This is a genomic window from Streptomyces sp. NBC_01477, assembly GCF_036227245.1.
Classification (GTDB): domain Bacteria; phylum Actinomycetota; class Actinomycetes; order Streptomycetales; family Streptomycetaceae; genus Actinacidiphila.
The window spans coordinates 4,556,778-4,576,391 of the sequence record NZ_CP109445.1; the positions used below are offsets into that span (position 1 = coordinate 4,556,778).

Annotated in this window: 19 protein-coding genes and 2 pseudogenes; 12 read left to right on the forward strand and 9 right to left on the reverse strand. The window is 67.7% G+C overall.

Features of this window, described 5'->3' with window-relative positions; all coding sequences use genetic code 11:
• Positions 1–108: 108 nt before the first annotated feature.
• Positions 109–1,191, reverse strand: coding sequence for an inositol-3-phosphate synthase (locus tag OHA86_RS19075; protein ID WP_329176955.1), 1,083 nt, complete (start codon positions 1,189–1,191; stop codon positions 109–111).
• Positions 1,192–1,214: 23 nt separating this feature from the next.
• The gene (locus OHA86_RS19080; protein ID WP_329176957.1) at positions 1,215–1,859 is read right to left on the reverse strand and encodes a PadR family transcriptional regulator; all 645 of its coding nucleotides are present in this window, start codon (positions 1,857–1,859) and stop codon (positions 1,215–1,217) included.
• A gap of 341 nt (positions 1,860–2,200) precedes the next feature.
• On the opposite strand from OHA86_RS19080, the gene OHA86_RS19085 reads away from it, so the two are divergent.
• Positions 2,201–4,951, forward strand: a complete 2,751-nt coding sequence (locus tag OHA86_RS19085) for a transglycosylase domain-containing protein (protein ID WP_329176959.1) — start codon at positions 2,201–2,203, stop codon at positions 4,949–4,951.
• 90 nt (positions 4,952–5,041) lie between these two features.
• Positions 5,042–6,568: a glycosyltransferase family 87 protein gene (locus OHA86_RS19090; protein ID WP_329176961.1), complete on the forward strand. Its 1,527-nt coding sequence runs from the start codon at positions 5,042–5,044 to the stop codon at positions 6,566–6,568.
• On the opposite strand, the gene OHA86_RS19095 is transcribed toward OHA86_RS19090, so the two are convergent.
• The 3 genes from OHA86_RS19095 to OHA86_RS19105 form a co-directional block, all read right to left on the reverse strand.
• Positions 6,556–7,596, reverse strand: a complete 1,041-nt coding sequence (locus OHA86_RS19095; protein WP_329176963.1) for an alanine racemase — start codon at positions 7,594–7,596, stop codon at positions 6,556–6,558. The two genes, OHA86_RS19090 and OHA86_RS19095, sit on opposite strands and share 13 nt — an antisense overlap.
• A gap of 65 nt (positions 7,597–7,661) precedes the next feature.
• Entirely contained in the window at positions 7,662–8,801 is a 1,140-nt protein-coding gene (locus OHA86_RS19100; protein ID WP_329176965.1) for a lipid II:glycine glycyltransferase FemX, read from the reverse strand.
• A 130-nt stretch (positions 8,802–8,931) separates the two neighbouring features.
• Complete coding sequence (locus OHA86_RS19105) at positions 8,932–9,240, reverse strand: hypothetical protein (RefSeq protein ID WP_329176968.1); 309 nt, start codon at positions 9,238–9,240, stop codon at positions 8,932–8,934.
• A gap of 267 nt (positions 9,241–9,507) precedes the next feature.
• On the opposite strand from OHA86_RS19105, the gene rpsF reads away from it, so the two are divergent.
• The 4 genes from rpsF to rplI are packed head-to-tail and all read left to right on the forward strand — an operon-like array spanning position 9,508 to position 11,214.
• Entirely contained in the window at positions 9,508–9,798 is a 291-nt protein-coding gene (gene rpsF, locus OHA86_RS19110) for a 30S ribosomal protein S6 (RefSeq protein ID WP_327289944.1), read from the forward strand.
• Positions 9,799–9,856: 58 nt separating this feature from the next.
• A complete protein-coding gene (locus tag OHA86_RS19115; RefSeq protein ID WP_329176972.1) occupies positions 9,857–10,468 on the forward strand; it encodes a single-stranded DNA-binding protein in 612 nt (203 codons plus the stop codon).
• A 41-nt stretch (positions 10,469–10,509) separates the two neighbouring features.
• Positions 10,510–10,746: a 30S ribosomal protein S18 gene (rpsR, locus tag OHA86_RS19120; protein WP_031512678.1), complete on the forward strand. Its 237-nt coding sequence runs from the start codon at positions 10,510–10,512 to the stop codon at positions 10,744–10,746.
• A gap of 18 nt (positions 10,747–10,764) precedes the next feature.
• Positions 10,765–11,214, forward strand: coding sequence for a 50S ribosomal protein L9 (gene rplI, locus OHA86_RS19125; RefSeq protein WP_329176973.1), 450 nt, complete (start codon positions 10,765–10,767; stop codon positions 11,212–11,214).
• Between the two features lie 124 nt (positions 11,215–11,338).
• Here the strand turns inward: rplI and OHA86_RS19130 are convergent, their stop codons facing one another.
• Entirely contained in the window at positions 11,339–12,664 is a 1,326-nt protein-coding gene (locus OHA86_RS19130) for an MATE family efflux transporter (protein ID WP_329182470.1), read from the reverse strand.
• 536 nt (positions 12,665–13,200) lie between these two features.
• Here OHA86_RS19130 and dnaB point away from each other — a divergent pair.
• The 3 genes and pseudogenes from dnaB to OHA86_RS19145 form a co-directional block, all read left to right on the forward strand.
• Complete coding sequence (gene dnaB, locus OHA86_RS19135; RefSeq protein ID WP_329176975.1) at positions 13,201–14,661, forward strand: replicative DNA helicase; 1,461 nt, start codon at positions 13,201–13,203, stop codon at positions 14,659–14,661.
• A gap of 193 nt (positions 14,662–14,854) precedes the next feature.
• Positions 14,855–15,262: pseudogene (locus OHA86_RS19140) on the forward strand (TnsA-like heteromeric transposase endonuclease subunit); the annotation flags it as partial.
• 58 nt (positions 15,263–15,320) lie between these two features.
• Positions 15,321–15,488, forward strand: a pseudogene (locus tag OHA86_RS19145) (ATP-binding protein); the annotation flags it as partial.
• 22 nt (positions 15,489–15,510) lie between these two features.
• Here OHA86_RS19145 and OHA86_RS19150 read toward each other — a convergent pair.
• Entirely contained in the window at positions 15,511–15,897 is a 387-nt protein-coding gene (locus tag OHA86_RS19150) for a hypothetical protein (protein WP_329176976.1), read from the reverse strand.
• A gap of 613 nt (positions 15,898–16,510) precedes the next feature.
• Between OHA86_RS19150 and OHA86_RS19155 the strand changes: the two genes are divergently transcribed.
• Positions 16,511–17,278: a hypothetical protein gene (locus OHA86_RS19155; RefSeq protein WP_329176978.1), complete on the forward strand. Its 768-nt coding sequence runs from the start codon at positions 16,511–16,513 to the stop codon at positions 17,276–17,278.
• A 177-nt stretch (positions 17,279–17,455) separates the two neighbouring features.
• Here the strand turns inward: OHA86_RS19155 and OHA86_RS19160 are convergent, their stop codons facing one another.
• Positions 17,456–17,812 (reverse strand): hypothetical protein, encoded by a 357-nt coding sequence (locus OHA86_RS19160; protein ID WP_329176980.1) that lies wholly within the window; start codon positions 17,810–17,812, stop codon positions 17,456–17,458.
• Positions 17,813–17,895: 83 nt separating this feature from the next.
• Here OHA86_RS19160 and OHA86_RS19165 point away from each other — a divergent pair, with 83 nt between their 5' ends.
• Both OHA86_RS19165 and OHA86_RS19170 read left to right on the forward strand, forming a co-directional pair.
• Positions 17,896–18,198: a hypothetical protein gene (locus tag OHA86_RS19165; RefSeq protein WP_329182471.1), complete on the forward strand. Its 303-nt coding sequence runs from the start codon at positions 17,896–17,898 to the stop codon at positions 18,196–18,198.
• A 39-nt stretch (positions 18,199–18,237) separates the two neighbouring features.
• A complete protein-coding gene (locus OHA86_RS19170; protein ID WP_329176981.1) occupies positions 18,238–18,648 on the forward strand; it encodes a hypothetical protein in 411 nt (136 codons plus the stop codon).
• A gap of 553 nt (positions 18,649–19,201) precedes the next feature.
• Here OHA86_RS19170 and OHA86_RS19175 read toward each other — a convergent pair.
• Positions 19,202–19,570: a hypothetical protein gene (locus tag OHA86_RS19175; protein WP_329176983.1), complete on the reverse strand. Its 369-nt coding sequence runs from the start codon at positions 19,568–19,570 to the stop codon at positions 19,202–19,204.
• Positions 19,571–19,614: the final 44 nt, after the last annotated feature.

Below are 19,614 nucleotides of genomic sequence, written 5' to 3' on the forward strand. Positions count from 1 at the left end.
CACAGCCTCACACGAGCGAGAAGGCCCCGGGCATGCGACCCGGGGCCTTCTCGGTCAATCGGTCCTTCAGCGCGTCAGTGTCTCACTGCCGCACGGTGGGCCGGCGTCTCAGCGCTCGACCTCGCCGCGGATGAACTTCTCCACGTTCTCGCGGGCCTCGTCGTCGAAGTACTGCACCGGCGGGGACTTCATGAAGTACGAGGACGCCGACAGGATCGGGCCGCCGATACCGCGGTCCTTGGCGATCTTCGCGGCACGCACCGCGTCGATGATGACACCGGCGGAGTTCGGGGAGTCCCAGACCTCCAGCTTGTACTCCAGGTTCAGCGGAACGTCACCGAAGGCGCGGCCCTCGAGGCGGACGTACGCCCACTTGCGGTCGTCGAGCCACTGGACGTAGTCCGACGGGCCGATGTGGACGTTCTTGGCGCCCAGGTCGCGGTCCGGGATCTGCGAGGTGACGGCCTGCGTCTTGGAGATCTTCTTGGACTCCAGGCGCTCGCGCTCCAGCATGTTCTTGAAGTCCATGTTGCCGCCGACGTTCAGCTGCATGGTGCGCTCGAGGACCACACCGCGGTCCTCGAAGAGCTTCGCCATCACGCGGTGCGTGATGGTGGCGCCCACCTGGGACTTGATGTCGTCACCGACGATCGGCACACCGGCCTCGGTGAACTTGTCCGCCCACTCCTTGGTGCCGGCGATGAAGACCGGCAGCGCGTTGACGAAGGCGACCTTGGCGTCGATGGCGCACTGGGCGTAGTACTTCGCCGCGGTCTCGGAGCCGACCGGCAGGTAGCAGACCAGCACATCGGCCTTGGTGTCCTTGAGGACCTGGATGATGTCGACCGGGGCCTCGGAGGACTCCTCGATCGTCTCGCGGTAGTACTTGCCCAGGCCGTCGTTGGTGTGGCCGCGCTGCACGGTCACGCCGGTCTGCGGCACGTCGCAGATCTTGATGGTGTTGTTCTCGCTGGCACCGATGGCGTCCGCGAGGTCGAGGCCGACCTTCTTCGCGTCGACGTCGAAGGCGGCAACGAACTCGATGTCACGGACGTGGTAGTCGCCGAACTGGACGTGCATCAGACCCGGCACCCGGGCGTCCGCATCCGCGTCCTTGTAGTACTCGACACCCTGTACCAGCGACGCGGCGCAGTTGCCGACACCGATGATCGCTACGCGAACCGAACCCATACCCGTTGCTCCCTGTGTAATCGTCACGCGGTTCCCCGGGCTTCGGGTCGGCCGCCGTTCTCTTGGTTGGTGTTGTCGTTGTCGTCCCGCTCGTCGGCCGGGCGCTCCGCGCGTCCGGCCCGCTCGGTCTCGATCAGCTCGTTGAGCCAGCGGACCTCGCGCTCCACCGATTCCATGCCGTGCCGCTGCAGCTCGAGCGTGTAGTCGTCGAGCCGTTCGCGGGTGCGGGCCAGTGAGGCACGCATCTTCTCCAGGCGCTCCTCCAGGCGGCTGCGCCGCCCTTCGAGCACCCGCATCCTGACGTCCTTGGACGTCTGGCCGAAGAAGGCGAAACGAGCGGCGAAGTGCTCGTCCTCCCAGGCGTCGGGACCCGAGTGCGCCAGCAGCTCCTCGAAGTGCTCCTTGCCCGCGGCTGTCAGCCGGTAGACGATCTTCGCCCGGCGGCCGGCGAGGGGGGTGGCGGGCGGATCGCTGTCCACCGCCGGTTCCTCGATCAACCACCCCAGGGTGACCAACGTCTTCAGGCAGGGATACAGGCTCCCGTAACTGAAGGCGCGGAAAACCCCGAGCGAGGTGTTGAGCCGCTTGCGCAGCTCGTACCCATGCATCGGTGACTCGCGCACCAGACCGAGAACCGCGAATTCGAGGATTCCGGAGCGCTTGCTCAATCCCTCGTCCCCTCGTTCACGCTTCTTCCGATCCGATGTATCGAGTCGATACATCGCGACGATAGAACGGCGCGAGACATCATGCAAGGCGGCTGGTCGTGACCGGCGTCACATCGCCAAACCTGTGGGGTGTCAACCGCCCGCTATGTGATGAACGTTCGCATCATGTGTCTTTTGGCCGTGCGTACTCTGTTCGCCATGCAGAGCACCGGGAACCCCGCGCCGTCGGCGCGCGTCTTGATCCTTGGTGCGGTGCGGCCTGACACAGCCGCGCGCAGGGGGACCGACCGGACTGTCATCGATGCCTTCAGGCGATCCCGCCTGTCGAGGAGTAGCTGTTCATGAGCGAGCACCGTCGCAAGCCGCCGCCGCAGTCGCCTGCCGGCGGCCGTGCTGCCGCCCGGCGCGGGGGACAGCAGCCGACGCCCCCGCCGTCCGGCGGCCGTCGTGCCGCCGGCGGTCCCCCCGCCGACGCGGAGAGCGGACGCGATACGCCGGCCGGTTCGCCGAGCGGCGCCCCCAGCGGTCCGCCCCCGGCCGCCCCGGATTCCGGCGGCGGCGAGCCGTACCAGGGCAGAGCCGCGGCACGCCGCGCCGCCCAGGGGCGCGGCGCGCGGCGCAGAGGCGCGGGCGGCGGCCCCGGTGGTCCCGGCGGCCCCGCGGGACCCGGCACCGGCGGCCCCGCGGGCCGCGGCGGGCGCGGTCCCGGACGGCGCCCCGCCAAGAAGCGGTTCATCGACTACCCGCGCTTCGGCAAGGAGGGCTGGCGCCGCTGGATGCCCTCGTGGCGCCAGGTCACCGCGATCTTCGTCGGCTTCGTCGGCACCCTGGTCGGCATCGTCGGCATCGCCTACGCCATGGTGGACATCCCGGACGAGAACAAGGCCGCCCTGGCCCAGAACAACGTCTACTACTGGGCCGACGGCTCCCGCATGGTCACCGGCGGCGGCAGTGTCAACCGGCAGAACATCCCGTACGAGAAGATCCCCAAGGCGATGCGCTACGCGGTGATCTCGGCGGAGAACAAGACCTTCGAGACCGACTCGGGCGTCGACCCGATGGGCATCGGCCGGGCGCTGTTCAACATGGCCAAGGGCGGCGAGACGCAGGGCGGCTCGACGATCACCCAGCAGTACGTGAAGAACACGATGCTCGACCAGTCGCAGACGGTCAGCCGTAAGTTCAAAGAGCTGTTCATCTCCATAAAGGTCGGCGAGAAGGTCAGCAAGAAGGACATCATCAAGGGCTACCTGAACACCTCCTACTTCGGCCGCGGCGCGTACGGCATCCAGGCGGCGGCGCAGACGTACTACAACGTCAACGCCGAGAACCTGAACCCCAGCCAGTGCGCCATGCTCGCCGCGCTGCTCAAGGGGCCGACGTACTACGACCCCATCGGCAACCCCAGCATCGACTCGTCCGCGACCGCCGAGGCGAACACCGCGCGGGTCACGCAGCGCTGGGGGTCGATCCTCGACAACGAGGTCAGGTTCGGCCACATGACGGCGGCCGAGCGGGCCACGTACACGAAATTCCCGATGCCGCAGGGTCTCAAGGCGCAGGCCGGCATGAACGGCCAGATCGGCTATCTGGTCGACACGGCGAACAACTTCGTCACCACGCACTCCGACCCGAAGATCACCCAGGCGGACCTCGACCGCGGTGGCTACCAGATCTACACCACGTTCGAGAAGGACAAGGTCAACGAGCTGAAGAACTCAGTCGAGAAGGTGCGGGCGCAGAAGATCAAGCCCGGCACCGGCCATAAGTACACCGGCAGCGACAGTGAGTTCGACGGCGACGCGGACACCAACGTCCAGTTCGGCGCCGCCTCGGTGGTGCCCGGCGACGGCAAGATCGTGGCGATCTACGGCGGCGCGGGCTACGACCACAACGAGTTCACCAACAACGCCGACACCAAGGGCGTGCCCGTCGGATCGACGTTCAAGCCGTTCGTGCTCGCCGCGGCGATGACGTACGGCACCAACTACAGCCACGACAAACCGCTCACCCCGGACAGCAAGTACAACGCCGACGACCTGATCCCGATCAAGGATCACAACGGCAATCCGGTGCTCAACAAGGACAACAGCGTCTTCAAGCAGAAGAACGAGTCCAGCACCAAGTGGGGCTACGTCACTCTCAACAAGGCGATGGAACAGTCCATCAACAGCCCGTTCGTCCAGCTCGGCGAGGACGTCGGCCTGGACAAGGTCGAGGACACGGCCATCAAGGCGGGGCTGCTCAAGGACTACATGGGGTCCCTGGTCGCCTCGTACTCCATCGGCACCTCGACCCCCAGCGCGATCCGGATGGCCAACGCCTACGGCACCTTCGCCAAGTCCGGTGTCGCGGTCGAGCCCTACTCGGTCACCAAACTGATCCACAACGGTGACGACGACAGGTCCTTCCGGAAGCCGCAGCGCACCACCACGCCGGCCCTGAGGCCCGAGGTCGCGGACACCGTCACCAAGGTGCTGCAGAACGTGGTGAAGAAGGGTACAGGTAAGAACGCGCTGGCCCTCGGCCGTACCGCGGCCGGCAAGACCGGCACCACCGACACCCCCGGCGGCACCCGGTCCGCGTGGTTCGTCGGCTACACCCAGCAGCTGTCGACGTCGGTGGTGATGTTCCGGCAGGACACCAAGGCGAAGAAGCTGCTGCCGATGACCGGCACCGGCGGCCCGAACTCCACCACCCACGGTGGTGACATCCCGGCGACCATGTGGACCGACTACATGAAGGCCGCCCTCGGCAATCTGCCCGACCCCGGCTTCCCGACCCCGGGCAAGATCGGTGACGGCAAGACGATCAACGAGTCCGGCGCCCCGTCGCCGACGCCGTCCATGACGACGCCGCCGCCGACCACCACCGCCCCGCCCACCAGCGGCCCGCCCACGAACACCACGCCCACCGACACCCCGACCTGGACGCCGCCGACCACCACCGGGCCGCCCACCCCGCCCGGGTGCACGATCTTCAACCCCGACTGCAACAACACGAGCCCGCCGGCATCGCCGACGACCGGCCCGCCGACGAGCGGCCCGCCCGGCCGCGGCAACGGCGGGGGCGGCGGAACCAAGGGGGACTGAGCCCTCGAGCACCCCGTGGCGGTCGTCGGCTGACATGACGACCGCCACGGGGTCTGCTGTACCCACAGCCGGGTACGGCAGGATGTCGGCATGACGAGCGTGCGCGATCGCGAAGAGGACGACCGGCAGGAGCCGCCGGTGCGCCCCACCGATGAGGACTCACTGGCCGCCACGGCGAGCGAACTCATCGGCGGCCCGGCCGGCAAACACGCCGAGGCCGGCGGCCACCGCTGGTGGAACGCGCTGCGGGTGATGGTGCTGATCGTCATCGCGGTGTTCGCGCTCGGCATGGTGCAGAAGGTGCCCTGCTACAACGGCGCCTGGTTCCAGGCCGGCGACCCGCAGTACATCCACGCCTGCTACTCCGACATTCCGCACCTCTACCACGACCGCGGTTTCGCCGCCGACGTGGTGCCGTACTTCGACCGTATCCCCGGGTCGATCGGCGGCAGCGGCTTCCACTACCTGGAGTACCCGGTCCTCACCGGGCTCTTCATGGAGGTCGCCTCCTGGCTGACCCCGCACGGCGGCACCATGGAGCACCGGGCACAGATCTACTGGATCGTGAACTCGGGCATGCTGCTGCTCTGCGCGATCGCGCTGGTGGTGGCGGTGGCCCGCACCAACCGGCGGCGCCCCTGGGACGGCCTGTTCATCGCCCTGTCCCCCGCGCTCGCGCTGTCCGCGACGATCAACTGGGACCTCTTCGCGGTGGCCCTGGCCTCGGTCGGCCTGCTGCTGTGGTCCCGCAGCCGCCCGCTGGCCGCCGGTGTGCTGATCGGCCTGGCCACCGCCGCCAAGCTCTATCCCGTCCTGCTGCTGCTCGCGCTGTTCCTGCTCTGCCTGCGGGCGGGCAGGATGCGGGCCTACGGGGCGGCGCTCGGCGGCGCGGTGGGCGCCTGGCTGGTGGTCAACCTGCCGGTGATCCTGCTGGCCAGGTCCGGCTGGGCGCAGTTCTACGACTACAGCCGCACCAGGGGCGTCGACTACGGCTCGGTGTGGCTGATCATCATGCAGCGCACCGGCAACCCGCTCAGCGGCGTCAGCGCGTACGTCGCCGCGCTGCTGATCCTGCTGTGCGCCGGCATCGCCGCTCTCACCTTCTACGCGCCCCGGCGGCCGAGGCTCGGCCAGATCACCTTCCTGGTGGTGGCCGCGCTCATCGTGAGCAACAAGGTCTACTCGCCGCAGTACGTGCTGTGGCTGCTGCCGCTGGCCGTGCTCGCCCGGCCGCGCTGGCGCGACCTGCTGATCTGGCAGGGCGCCGAGGTGCTGTACTACCTGGCGATCTGGATGCAGCTGGCCTACGTCACCGGCGGCACCAAGCACCACGGCCTGTCCGCCGACGGCTACCACCTGGCGGTTGCGCTGCACCTGCTGGGCGTGCTCTACCTGAGCGGGATGGTGATCCGCGACATCATGCGGCCGGAGCACGACGTGCTGCGGCAGGACGGCGAGGACGATCCGGTGGGCGGGGTCCTGGACGGCGCCGAGGACAGCTTTGTCCTGGGCCTCTTCCCCGAGGACGGCCCGCCGCAGCTCACTTCGGTCGGCCCGGTGGACGCGCCGGCGGACGCGTCCGGCGGACTGCCGGAAGAGCCCCGCTACGACGCCTGACGGTCCACGGTCCGGTCGAACTGGGTGGTGGTGTGCCGCAGGTGCGCCACCAGCTCGTCACCGACCGCGGGCGGTGCCACGTCGCCCGGCAGGAACAGGATCGAGACCTGCATGTGCGGCGGCTCGGCGAACCAGCGCTGCTTGCCCGCCCAGACGAACGGCGACAGATTGCGGTTGACGGTGGCCAGGCCCGCGCGGGCCACCCCCTTGGCCCGCGGCATCAGGCCGTGCAGCGCCTTGGGCGCCTCCAGGCCGACCCCGTGCGAGGTGCCGCCGGCCACGACCACCAGGTGGCCGTTCTCCGTCGCCTTCTCCTGCCGGTAGCCGTACCGCTCGCCCTTGGCGATCCGGGTCACGTCCAGGACGGCGCCGCGGTATTCGGTCGCGTCGTGGTCGCCGAGCCACATCCGGGTGCCGATCCTGGCCCGGAACCTGGTCTGCGGGAACTGCTGCTGGAGGGTGGCCTGCTCGGTCGCCTTGAGGTGGCTGACGAACATCGTGTGCAGCGGCAGCCTGGCGGCCCGCAGCCGCTCCATCCAGGCGAAGACCTCCTCCACCGCGTCGCTGCCGTCGGTGCGGTCCAGCGGAAGGTGGATCGCGAAGCCTTCCAGGCGGATGTCGTCGATCGCGGTGTGCAGCTTGCCGAGGTCCTCCTCGGCCACGCCGTGCCGCCGCATCGTGCTCATCACCTCGATGACGACCCGGGCGCCGACCAGGCCGCGCACCCCCTCCACAGAGGAGACCGAGCGGATCGCCCGGTCCGGCAGCGGCACCGGCTCCTCGCCGAGCCGGTAGGGGGTCAGCACGAGGATGTCGCCGCCGAAGTAGTCCTTTATCCTCGCCGCTTCGTACGTGGTGCCCACCGCGAGCATGTCGGCCCGCAGCCGGGTCGCCTCGTCGGCCAGCCGCTCATGGCCGAAGCCGTAGCCGTTCCCCTTGCAGACCGGGACGATGCCGGGAAACTGGTCTGCCACCTGCTGCTGGTGGGCACGCCAGCGTGCGGTGTCGACATACAGGGTGAGCGCCATGGCCTCTTCCGGACCTTCCTATCGGGTTGCCCCCCGGACTTCGGACCCGAGGGAGAGTCGGCCGGTCAGCGGCGCGACATGTACATGTCGAGTGCCTTGTGGAGCACCTTGTTGAGCGGGAAATCCCACTCGCCCAAGTATTCGGCAGCCTGCCCGCCGGTGCCTACCTTGAACTGAATCAGTCCGAACAGGTGGTCGGTCTCGTCGAGCGAGTCGCTGATGCCGCGCAGATCGTAGACGCTGGCGCCCATCGCGTACGCGTCCCGCAGCATCCGCCACTGCATGGCGTTGGACGGCCGTACCTCGCGCTTGTGGTTGGCGGAGGCGCCGTAGGAATACCAGACGTGCCGGCCGACCGTGAGCATGGTGGCCGCGGCGACCGCCTCGCCCTCGTGCACGGCCAGATACAGCCGCATCCGGTTGGGGTCCTCGGCATTCAGCTTGGTCCACATACGCTGGAAGTACGACAGCGGGCGCGGCCGGAACTGGTCGCGCACCGCGGTGATCTCGTACAGCTGCTGCCAGACCGGCAGGTCGTCGTAACCGCCCTGGACGACCTGGACGCCGGCCTTCTCGGCCTTCTTGATGTTGCGGCGCCACAGCTGGTTGAAATTCTTCAGGATGTCGTCGAGCGAGCGGTTCTCCAGCGGCACCTGGTAGACGTAGCGCGGCTGCACGTCGCCGAAGCCGGCGCCGCCGTCCTCGCCCTGCTGCCAGCCGATCCGGCGCAGCCGCTCGGCCACCTCGAAGGCGCGCGGCTCGATGAAGTCCGCCTCGATGTCCCGCAGCCGCTTGACGTCGGGGTCGGCGATGCCCGCCTTGATGGTGCCGGCGTCCCACCGCCGGATTATCACCGGCGGACCCATCTTCACGGTGAAGGCGCCCTGCTGCTTGAGGTGCCGCAGCATCGGCTGCAGCCACTCGTCCAGGTTGGGCGCGTACCAGTTGATGACCGGGCCCTCGGGCAGATACGCCAGATACCGCTTGAGCTTGGGCAGCTGCCGGTAGAGCACCAGGCCGACACCGACCAGCTGGCCGCCCTGGACCGGCTGGCCGGGCCGCTCGTCGAACCAGCCGAGGCTCTCGGACCGCCACTCGGACTTCACGTCGGCCCATGCCGGAACCTGGCAGTGGCTCGCCGCGGGCAGGCTCTGGATGTAGGCCAGGTGCTGCTCTCGGCTGATGGTCCTCAAGGTCAGGCTCATGCGGGGCGCTCCCCATGCTCACGACTGCGGGCTTATCTGGCCCGAAGCCTACTGTGCAGGAGGAGCGGCCCCACCAGCCCTGTGGACAACGGCGCGGCTTTCCACAGGCCCGCCGCGCGCACCGCTCCGGCTACCAGAGCCCGCCCCACAGCCCGCCGTGCGCCACCCCGATGAAGAAGCCGACGGCGGCCATACCGAGGCCGATGACCAGAGCGAAGCGCTCGGGGGTGGTGGCCGAGACGAACTGGCCGTAGCCGCCGGTGAAGATGCCGGCCAGCCCCGTCCAGGAGCTGAGCAGATGCAGGCTGTTGAAGATCGACGAGATGATCGCGATGCCGCCGAGCACCAGGGTGACCGCCGCCAGTGTATTGACCAGGGGATGCGGCCGGCCGTCGGTGTTGAACGTGAGGTTGTGGGTCCGTTCCGCGTGCTGTGCCATGGGGCACCTCCGTGACGGAGAAGTGGCGTGCTGTGGAGCGCCGCACACCCGATGTGTACAGATTGCGGTCATAAGGGGGCGGATTTCAACCGGAGGGACCGAGGCGGGTAGTCTGTACGGTCTGCACCGGTGTCTGCGCCGGGTCCGACCGGGCGGTCCGAGATTTCTTCGGCTGTCAGTGGCCCGCGCTACCGTTGCGACGCAGATACAAACCCTCCTGCCACGGAAATGCCGTGGCCGCCTGAGTCCAAAGGAGGTGGGTTCCCTATGCGTCACTACGAGCTCATGCTCATTCTCGACCCCGATCTTGAGGAGCGCGCTGTCTCCCCGCTGATCGAGTCCTTCCTGTCCGTCGTCCGCAACGGCGGCGGCAGTGTGGAGAAGGTCGACACCTGGGGCCGTCGTCGTCTCGCCTATGAGATCAACAAGAAGCCCGAGGGCATCTACTCGGTCGTCGACCTCAAGGCCTCGCCCGATGTCGTCAAGGAGCTGGACCGTCAGCTCAACCTGAACGAGTCGGTGCTGCGGACCAAGGTCCTTCGTCCGGAACTGCACTAGTCCGGATTTCGAGTAGCAGTCAGTCAGCACAGCCCAAAGCCAGTCGAGAGGTCACCCCATGGCAGGCGAGACCGTCATCACGGTCGTCGGCAATCTTGTCGACGACCCCGAGCTGCGCTTCACCCCGTCCGGTGCGGCGGTCGCGAAGTTCCGCGTCGCGTCCACTCCCCGCACCTTCGACCGGCAGACCAATGAGTGGAAGGACGGCGAGAGCCTGTTCCTGACCTGCTCGGTCTGGCGGCAGGCGGCGGAGAACGTCGCCGAGTCGCTTCAGCGAGGCATGCGCGTCATCGTGCAGGGCCGGCTCAAGCAGCGGTCGTACGAGGACCGCGAGGGCGTCAAGCGGACGGTCTACGAGCTGGACGTCGAAGAAGTCGGCGCCAGCCTCCGCAGCGCCACGGCCAAGGTCACCAAGACCAGCGGCGGTGGCGGTCGGGGCGGCCAGCAGGGTGGCTATGGCGCGGGCGGCGGCCAAGGTGGCGGCGGCTGGGGCGGCGGCCCCGGCGGCCAGCAGGGCGGCGGCGGTGCTCCCGCCGACGACCCCTGGGCCACCAGCGCACCGGCAGGCGGCGGCCAGCCGGGCGCCGCGGGCGGCGGGCAGGGTGGCGGCGGCTGGGGCGGAAGCTCCGGCTCGTCCGGCGGCGGCTACTCGGACGAGCCGCCCTTCTAGGGCGGACCTCACACACTTCTTGATCGCATAGGAGAATCACCATGGCGAAGCCGCCCCCGCGCAAGCCGAAGAAGAAGGTCTGCGCGTTCTGCAAGGACAAGACCGTGTACGTGGACTACAAGGACACGAACATGCTGCGGAAGTTCATTTCCGACCGCGGCAAGATCCGTGCCCGTCGCGTCACCGGCAACTGCACGCAGCACCAGCGTGACGTCGCCACGGCCGTCAAGAACAGCCGTGAGATGGCGCTGCTGCCGTACACGTCGACCGCTCGATAAGGAAAGGGTGACCAGATAATGTCCAAGATCATCCTTACCAACGAGGTCAGCGGCCTGGGTGCCGCCGGCGACATCGTCGACGTCAAGCCGGGCTACGCCCGCAACTACCTGATCCCGCGGGGCTTCGCCATCGCGTGGACCAAGGGTGGCGAGAAGGACGTCGAGCAGATCCGCCGTGCCCGTCGCATCCGCGAGATCCACTCGCTGGAAGACGCGAACGTGGTGAAGGCCCAGCTCCAGTCCGTCAAGGTCAAGCTGAGCACCCGCGCCGGTGACACCGGCCGGCTCTTCGGCTCCATCACCCCGGCCGACATCGCTGCGGCGATCAAGGCCGCCGGTGGTCCGGTCGTCGACAAGCGCCGGGTCGAGGTCAGCGCCCCGATCAAGACGCTCGGTGCGCACAGGGTGTCGGTGCGGCTGCACTCCGAGGTCGAGGCTGTCCTCGACCTGGAGGTCGTGGCGGCGTAACGCCCGTTTTGCTCGGCATGTTCCACGTGGAACATGAGGGCCGGGTGCCTCCTTCGCGGGGGTGCCCGGCCCTCGCGCATGTCCGGGTGCGGGTGCCCGGGGTTTTGTGCGGCCGGGGCGCGGCTCAGCGGGCGGCGCCGGTGACGATCCAGCGGCCGGAGCGGGCGCGCAGGCCCAGGGCGGCGAGCCGGGTGAGCATCATCAGCGCCATGGCCCACCACAGGGCGGTCAGGCCCGCTCCCAGCGCCGGTACGGCGAAGGCGACGGGGGCGAAGACCGCCAGGGTGACCAGCATCGACCAGGCGAGATACGGTCCGTCCCCGGCGCCCATCAGCACCCCGTCGAGCACGAAGACCACCCCGCACACCGGTTGCGAGACCGCCACCACCAGCAGGGCGGAGGTCAGCGCGTCCTGGACGGCCGGGTCGGAACTGAACAGCGGCCCGATCAGCGGCCGGGCCAGCACCACCAGCAGCCCCAGGACGACACCGCAGGCCACTCCCCACTCGATCATCCGGCGGCAGGCGGCACGGGCGCCCGCCGGGTCCTCGGCGCCCAGACAGCGGCCGATGATGGCCTGGCCGGCGATGGCGATGGCGTCCAGGGCGAAGGCGAGCAGCGACCAGACGGTCAGGGTGATCTGGTGCGCGGCGATCTCGGTGTCCCCGAGCCGGGCGGCGACTGCGGTGGCGATCAGCAGGACGGCCCGCAGGCTGATCGTACGGACCAGCAGTGGCAGGCCCGCGCGGGCGCAGGCGCGTATCCCGGCGGCGTCCGGGCGCAGCGCCGCCCACCAGCCGCCGTCCCCGCGCCTTTTCCCGGCCCCGGCCCCGGTCTGCCGGCGGATGCCGCGGACCACCACCCACAGATAGACCGCGGCCATGCCGTTCTGCGCGATCACGGTGCCCCAGGCGGAGCCTGCGATGCCGAGGCCGGCGCCGTAGACGAGGGCGGCGTTCAGGCCCGCGTTGGCGGTGAAGCCGCCGACCGCGACCACGAGCGGGGTGCGGGTGTCCTGCAGGCCGCGCAGCACACCGGTGGCGGCCAGCACCACCAGCATCGCGGGGATGCCGAGCGAACTGATCCGCAGATAGGTGGTGGCGTAGGGGGCCGCGGTTCCGGAGGCGCCGAAGAGGTCGGCGAGGGCGGGGGCGGTGGGCAGTACGGCGGCGATCACCACGCCGCCGAGCAGCAGTGCCAGCCAGATGCCGTCCACACCCTGCCGCAGCGCGGCGGGCAGGTCGCCCGCGCCGACCCGGCGGGACACCGCGGCGGTGGTGGCGTAGGCGAGGAAGACGAAGATGTTGACCGCGGTGGTGAGCAGTGCGGCGGCCACACCGAGCCCGGCGAGCTGTGCGGTGCCGAGGTGGCCGACGACCGCGCTGTCCACCATCACGAAGAGCGGCTCCGCGACGAGCGCGCCGAACGCGGGCAGCGCGAGGGCGACGATCTCCCGGTCGTGGCGCCGCCGTCCGGCCGGGCGGTGCTCACCGCCGGACGCCGGGCCGCGGGCGCCGGGTTCCTGCGTTTCTGGCGGCTCGACGACGGGATTCACAAGCACAGCTTAATCGTCCACAAGTAAGAGGTGAAGTGGTCAGAAGACTATTACGGGCGACTGCGTAGAGTGATCTCCTCCGCGTTGTTTGTGGCGATCTTGTTCCGGTGGGAAAAGTTTTTCTCCTGCACAGGCTATGGACGAAGAAAGTGCAGGTCAGATGGCTTCTGTGGTAGGGAGATCCGGGTTGTCCACAGCACTGTCCCAAGGCCTGTACACAGGTTGGGGGCAGTTCTCCACAGGTATGCCGCCGTCGTCCACACCCCCTGTGGATAACCGGGTTGGTCTGGGTCGCCGCTGGCCCTACCGTGGAGCCTCCCGCGACGCGACGCGAGCGCAGCCGGGTGGATCCAGGATCGGAGCGGCGCCATGAAAGAGTGGCACGCACGCGGGGTCCGGCCGGACCGGTCGGACGGGAGGAGGTGGCGGGGGTGACCCAGCCCGAACCCGCCGACGACCACTGGCCCGACCACCCGCCGGACGACCGCCCGGGCCCGCCGCAGGGGGTCAGCCCGTTCCGTAAGAAGTCCGCTTCCGACGACAACCGCTACTCCGAGGGCGGCGGCGGTTTCGAGCGGGTCCCCCCGCAGGATCTCGACGCCGAACAGTCCGTGCTCGGCGGCATGCTGCTGTCCAAGGACGCCATCGCCGATGTCGTCGAGGTCCTCAAGGGCGCCGACTTCTACCGCCCCGCCCACGAGACCATCTACACCGCGATCCTCGACCTCTACGCCCGCGGTGAGCCCGCCGACCCGATCACCACTGCCGCAGAACTGACCAAGCGCGGTGAGATCGCCCGGGTCGGCGGCGCCCCCTACCTCCACACCCTCGTCAACGCCGTACCCACCGCGGCCAACGCCGAGTACTACGCGGAGATCGTCCACGAACGGGCGGTGCTGCGCCGGCTGGTCGAGGCCGGCACCCGGATCACGCAGATGGGATACGCGGCCGACGGCGACGTCGACGAGATCGTCAACAACGCCCAGGCCGAGATCTACGCCGTCACCGAGCAGCGCACCTCCGAGGACTACCTCCCGCTCGGCGACATCATGGAGGGCGCCCTCGACGAGATCGAGGCGATCGGGTCCCGCAGCGGCCAGATGTCCGGTGTCCCCACCGGCTTCACCGACCTGGACTCGCTCACCAACGGCCTGCACCCGGGCCAGATGATCGTCATCGCGGCCCGCCCCGCGATGGGCAAGTCCACGCTCGCGCTGGACTTCGCCCGTACGTGCTCCATCGCGAACAAGATGCCCAGCGTGATCTTCTCGCTCGAAATGGGCCGCAACGAGATCGCGATGCGCCTGCTGTCCGCCGAGGCGCGGGTCGCGCTGCACCACATGCGCTCGGGCACCATGACCGACGACGACTGGACCAAGGTCGCCCGCCGGATGTCCGACGTGACCGAGGCGCCGCTCTACATCGACGACTCGCCCAACCTGTCGATGATGGAGATCCGCGCCAAGTGCCGCCGCCTCAAGCAGCGCAACGACCTGCGGCTGGTCGTCATCGACTACCTCCAGCTGATGCAGTCCGGCGGTTCCCGCCGTCCCGAGAGCCGCCAGCAGGAGGTCTCGGACATGTCCCGGAACCTCAAGCTCCTGGCCAAGGAGCTGGAAGTCCCGGTCATCGCCCTCTCCCAGCTCAACCGTGGCCCCGAACAGCGCACCGACAAGAAGCCGATGGTCTCCGACCTGCGCGAATCCGGCTCGATCGAGCAGGACGCCGACATGGTGATCCTGCTCCACCGCGAGGACGCCTACGAAAAGGAGTCCCCCCGCGCGGGCGAGGCCGACCTGATCGTCGCCAAGCACCGCAACGGCCCCACGGCCACCATCACCGTGGCCTTCCAGGGCCACTACTCCCGCTTCGTGGACATGGCCCAGACCTGACCGCGATCCTGTAGGGTCTCAGATTTCGTGTCGGAATCTCAGGAGTGATGTCGGATCGGAGTCGGATGCGACATGGTTCTGAGGCTCGCAGGTCGTGACCGTCACTCGTTCGAGTGAAGCCGTGAAGGTGTGCCCCCGTTGGCGTGTCGACGGGGGCACCGTGCTGTGCACGGGGGTCCGACTGGGGGTGGGCATGGAAGTCTGGGTCAGCTTCCGCAGACAGGGCGGCGGCGTCGAGGATCGGCTCTGGGATTCTGTGACGGCGGGGTTGCTCCAGTCGGCTGCTTCCTGGCGGACGTTCCGCTGGCACAAGGGGCAGCAGCACTATTCCGGCACCTACTGGTCGGCGACGGTCCGGGATCACGTCATCTACGAGTCGCGTCTGGAGCTCGCGCGGCTTCTGTACGCGGACTTTGACCCCACGGTGCACGGCATCGTGGCCCAGCCGTTCCTGCTGAAGGCCGTGGTACAGGGTAAAGCCCGCAAGCACATTCCGGACTACTTCCTGGCCACCGAGCGTGGTCCGGTCGTCGTGGACGTCAAACCGCGGCGGCGCTTGTCGAACCCCGTGGTGAGCTCCACCTTCGCGTGGACCCGGCGGGCTGTGGAGTCGCGAGGGTGGTGCTATGAGGTGTGGAGCGAACCGCCGGAGGCGGAACTCGAACAAGACCTTCAGCGAATGGGGCCAAGTCTTCGGCGACGAGGTACTGGCCACCGCAATCCTCGACAGGCTGCTTCACCACTGCGACGTCATCTCGATCAACGGCCCCAGCTACCGGCTCAAGAACCGGCTCGCCGCCATCGAACGAGACACCCAAGTGGCCTGACCAGCAAGAACGGCGGGGCCTGTCACCGGATGACAGAAATCTCCGGAAGCGGCTGCTGCCATTCACCCAGCTCCGCAACGAGTACCCGGCGGGCCAGCCGCCGGGCCTGATTCCACCCCTCATCGACGGACAACGCGTCCCTCATCCACCGATCAGCGTCTTCCGCACCGCTCATCTCGCTGAGAACAGCGTCGATCTCCCGCAGATCAGGCAGGACACCGCGACCGAGTCGCCCCTCTTCCACCAGTGCCTCAGCCATGCGAAAGGCATGATCGAAGTCCAGGGCGATCTCATCCGTCACCACGTCGTGCTTGGCCAGCCAGGCAACCTGGGACTGGGCATCAGCTGCCAGCAAGGTCAGCGACTCGAGCAACAAGCGCCGACGGAACAAGGGATCAGGACTCTCCACAGCACGATCGTCGCACGCCTCCACCTTTCCGGACCGCAAACGAACACCCGGCTGAGCACATTCATCCGTACTTCGTTGAGCGCTTTTACGAGTACGCCGACACCCACGACACCATCCGCTTCATCCTGCACAACCACCCAGCCCCCGCACCACCAACCGCGCCCGACAAGAACCTTCGCAACGGAGAGAAGTTCCGAGCAGCTCGGGCAGCTCTGCCGAAGGAAGAGTTCGCTCGCCTCTACCTCGACGAACGCCGCAGCCTTCCCTGGATCGCCGCCAGCATCGGCACCAGCACCAGAGTCACCGGGGACCTGGCGCGCTACTACGGCATTCCCCGCCGGCGTCCCAAGGAATTCAGGCACCTTGTGGCCGTCGACCGCGACTGGCTCCACCACGAGTACGTCATCTGCGGCCGGACACTTGCAGACCTCGCCAAAGAGAAGGGAATGAGTACGGCCAACATGAACCGCTGGGCAGTAGCTCACGGCATCCCCCGGCGGCCGAGGGGCGGCCGACCCAGGAAACCTGCAGCCCAGAGCCTCCTGCACCGCAACCCTGAGAGCGAACACGCAAGGGGTGATGCGTCACCTCGGCAGCATGCTTGAATCGCCGAATGATCGACTGGTCGGCCCTTCACGACGCCTACGGCCCAGCAGACGCGATACCAGTGCTCCTGGAACAGGCAGCTGGCCGTGATCAAGAGGCGATCGACAGGCTCTGGGACAGATTGTGCCACCAAGGAACGGTCTCATCAGCAAGCCTTGCAGCACTACCGCTACTGGCGGAAATCGCGAAGACCAAGGTCCTCGGAGACTGGGCGCTTGACCTGGCGGGCGCCATTGCGGGCGGCCTTCTCCAAGACCACCTTGACAACGAAGAAGTCGCCTGCTGCGCACCGGCGCTCGCACAGCTACGGGAGGCTGCCGCCGCACGACTGGGACCAGACCATGACGGACCGACCTATCTCGGTCTACTGAGAGCCTTACTCGCATTCGACGGCCGGCCCCTGTGGTTCGAGGCACTGAACGACTTCACCGACTCCTTCTTCACCGTCGACTGCCCCCACTGCGGCGCAGCAGTGACGACCGCGATCGGCGACTACGGCTGCTACTCCTCGATCCGGGACTGGCACCTCGGCGACGTTCATCAGGTCCCGCTTCGGCCCGCTGCACCCCACGAACTGAGCGGCGTCGGGAAGATGCTGCATGAGTTGGTCGCTCGCGATGATCAGACCAGACTCGCCTGGGGCCTGACCCACCTGTTCGGACGGGCGGAGTGCCCAGGATGCGGGAGCGTCTTCGGTATCGGCGAGGAGTACGAAGCCGCGAATGCACCCATCCCCTGGGGCTTCGCCCGCAGCCACGTCAAAGACGCCCCATGACCGATGGGGCGGGGCCGAATGCAACCGCGAGGAAGTGACAAGTCGCAGCCAGGATCTGTGCTGGTCACCTTGCATCTATGCCGTTGAGCGGCCCAGGCAAAACAGGGCAATTCTGGTGGCCACCACCGACCAGCCGCACCCCGGCAGTTGGCTAAGCAGGCAAGCCATCAGGGCGATTCAGCCGCCCTGCTGAGCCTCACCGGCTCCGAACTGTGAGCCGATGTTGTTCCACATGAAGGCGTCCCGCCAGTCCCCCTTGCCAGCAGCCCAGCCGAGCATCGCCGTCAGGACCTTCTCCTGGGAGATCGTCCGCGTTTGGTAGTGCTCGGCGGCAACGCCGTCCCGATACTTGAGTTGGTACGTGTTGTCGTCGCGCAGCAGTACCTGGACATACCAGCTGCCCTCCACACCGTCCTCTACGCGCTCCAGAACCAGATGCGCATCGTCGCGATGGAGGTTGGCCAGCATCGTGCCTATCACCGGCTTCGACGGCTTCTTCACCACGCGCCCAGCCTCAGTCGTCGCGATCAGCATGGGCGTAATCCTCCAGCATGGCTCTGACATCGCCGCAGTGGATGATCCGAAGGCTCCGTCATCATGGGCTGGTGAAGACATGGATGCGCTGCTACTGGGACGAGGAAGACACTTGGTTCTACTTTGAGGTGGACGGCGAAGGCTGGGTGATCCGTCAGATCGAACTCGAAGGGCCTGAGCTGACCCCGGTCGCAGCTGCCTCCCTGGCCGAGTGGCAGCGGGCCTGCGACGCCGGCCGCCTCGATGAATACGACTGCAGGTTCGGGATCACCGCCGAGCTGCCCGTCTCGGAGTGGGAAGGCCACGACCCCGAACAACTCACCTCCGAGGAGTTCGAGGAAGTCTGGAGGTCTGCCCGTCGGCAGATCGCATCCAGGCCCAGCTGACCTCTCGGCCCCGCGGGGACTTCTTGGCATCATCGCGACATGACCCCGAGCCTTCCCCACACTGTTCGAGCCGTCGACACCGCTCAGCTCTTGGACCTGGCCCAGGAAGCCGCCATGCACAGCTTCAGCCAGCGGCTCCCGGTCGACTGGCTCCGGGAGCACCTGGCCGCGGAGGCGACGCACTACCTGTTCCCGACGCTCGTGCAGCGGCTGACGCACCGTCCCGAGATGCCGCTGCAGTGGAGGTGCCAGCAACTGCTGACCGTCAACACCGGCGAACAGATCTGGGGTCTGCTCGACGTCCTTCCCGACACCTTCGACAAGATCCCGGAGACTCTGGACACGGCGTCCAAGAAGGACATCGTCAACCGCATTGAGCACGCGGTGACCGTGCGCGAGTGGATGGAACGGATGGCTGACGGACAGTCTGAGGAAGCGACATCGCTCTGAGACAACAGCTGGCCGACACGCCATGAGACTGAAGGCGAACGTCCTGGTCACAGCGGCGGCGTCTGACGCCGGAAGTGAGACCCTACAGATCCGCTGTAGGGTCTCAGCTTTCGTGGCACAGTCTCAGCCGCGATGGCACAACGATGGCACTTATGCCGCTGTTGTGAGACTCCCTGGTCGGAGCCTTCACTCTTTCGGGTGATGGGGATTCTGATCCGGCCCGTCGAGGGCTTGAGCGCGCCGAACGGGGTCGTTGCCGCGGCCAGGAATATCCGGGGACAGGCCAGTAGCAGGGCGCTACAGTCCGAGACGGGAGAGGGGGCGAGATGGCGCTGAACAAGAAGGGGTCCCGGCGCATAACCGTTGACGGGATCGAGTATCGCTGGCGGATCCGCAGGAAGCCCTCCTATGGACAGGGACTCTGCTGGACACCAATGACCTACGCGGTCGAGGCCGCCGACTTCGGCCAGCCGGGCACGGTCTTGACCGTCACCACCGGGCAGGCCCATCCCAGTAACTGGGTGGGCGTTGAGGCAGAGCCCATTCGCCCAGCTCACGTTGCTGCGAGCATTCGGGAAGCGCGAATCCAGGGCTGGGATCCAAGGCAGGCCAGTTCTCCATTCCAGCTCGATCGATCGGCGGGATTCATCCCCCAGCCATGAGACAAATCAGAGAAGTTGGGGGCATCTCGGCCGAGCTGCCACAGAGGCTCCACACCTGGTTCGCCGAGCACGAGGAATGCTTGCAGTCTTGCGGGATCACCGGTGATGTCCAGCGGTCGCCTGAGGATGGCCGCACCAAGATCAGCTCCTGGATGACGCTGGAAACAGATGACCGCGTCGCCGTGCTTACCGTCTGGAGCAGCGGTGAAGCGGAACTTGAGTGCGGGGACGTGGCAACAAGCCAGGTTCGTCGGCAGCATCGTGATCTCCGCTCCTTTGAGGAGCTTCTCGACGCGATTGAGAC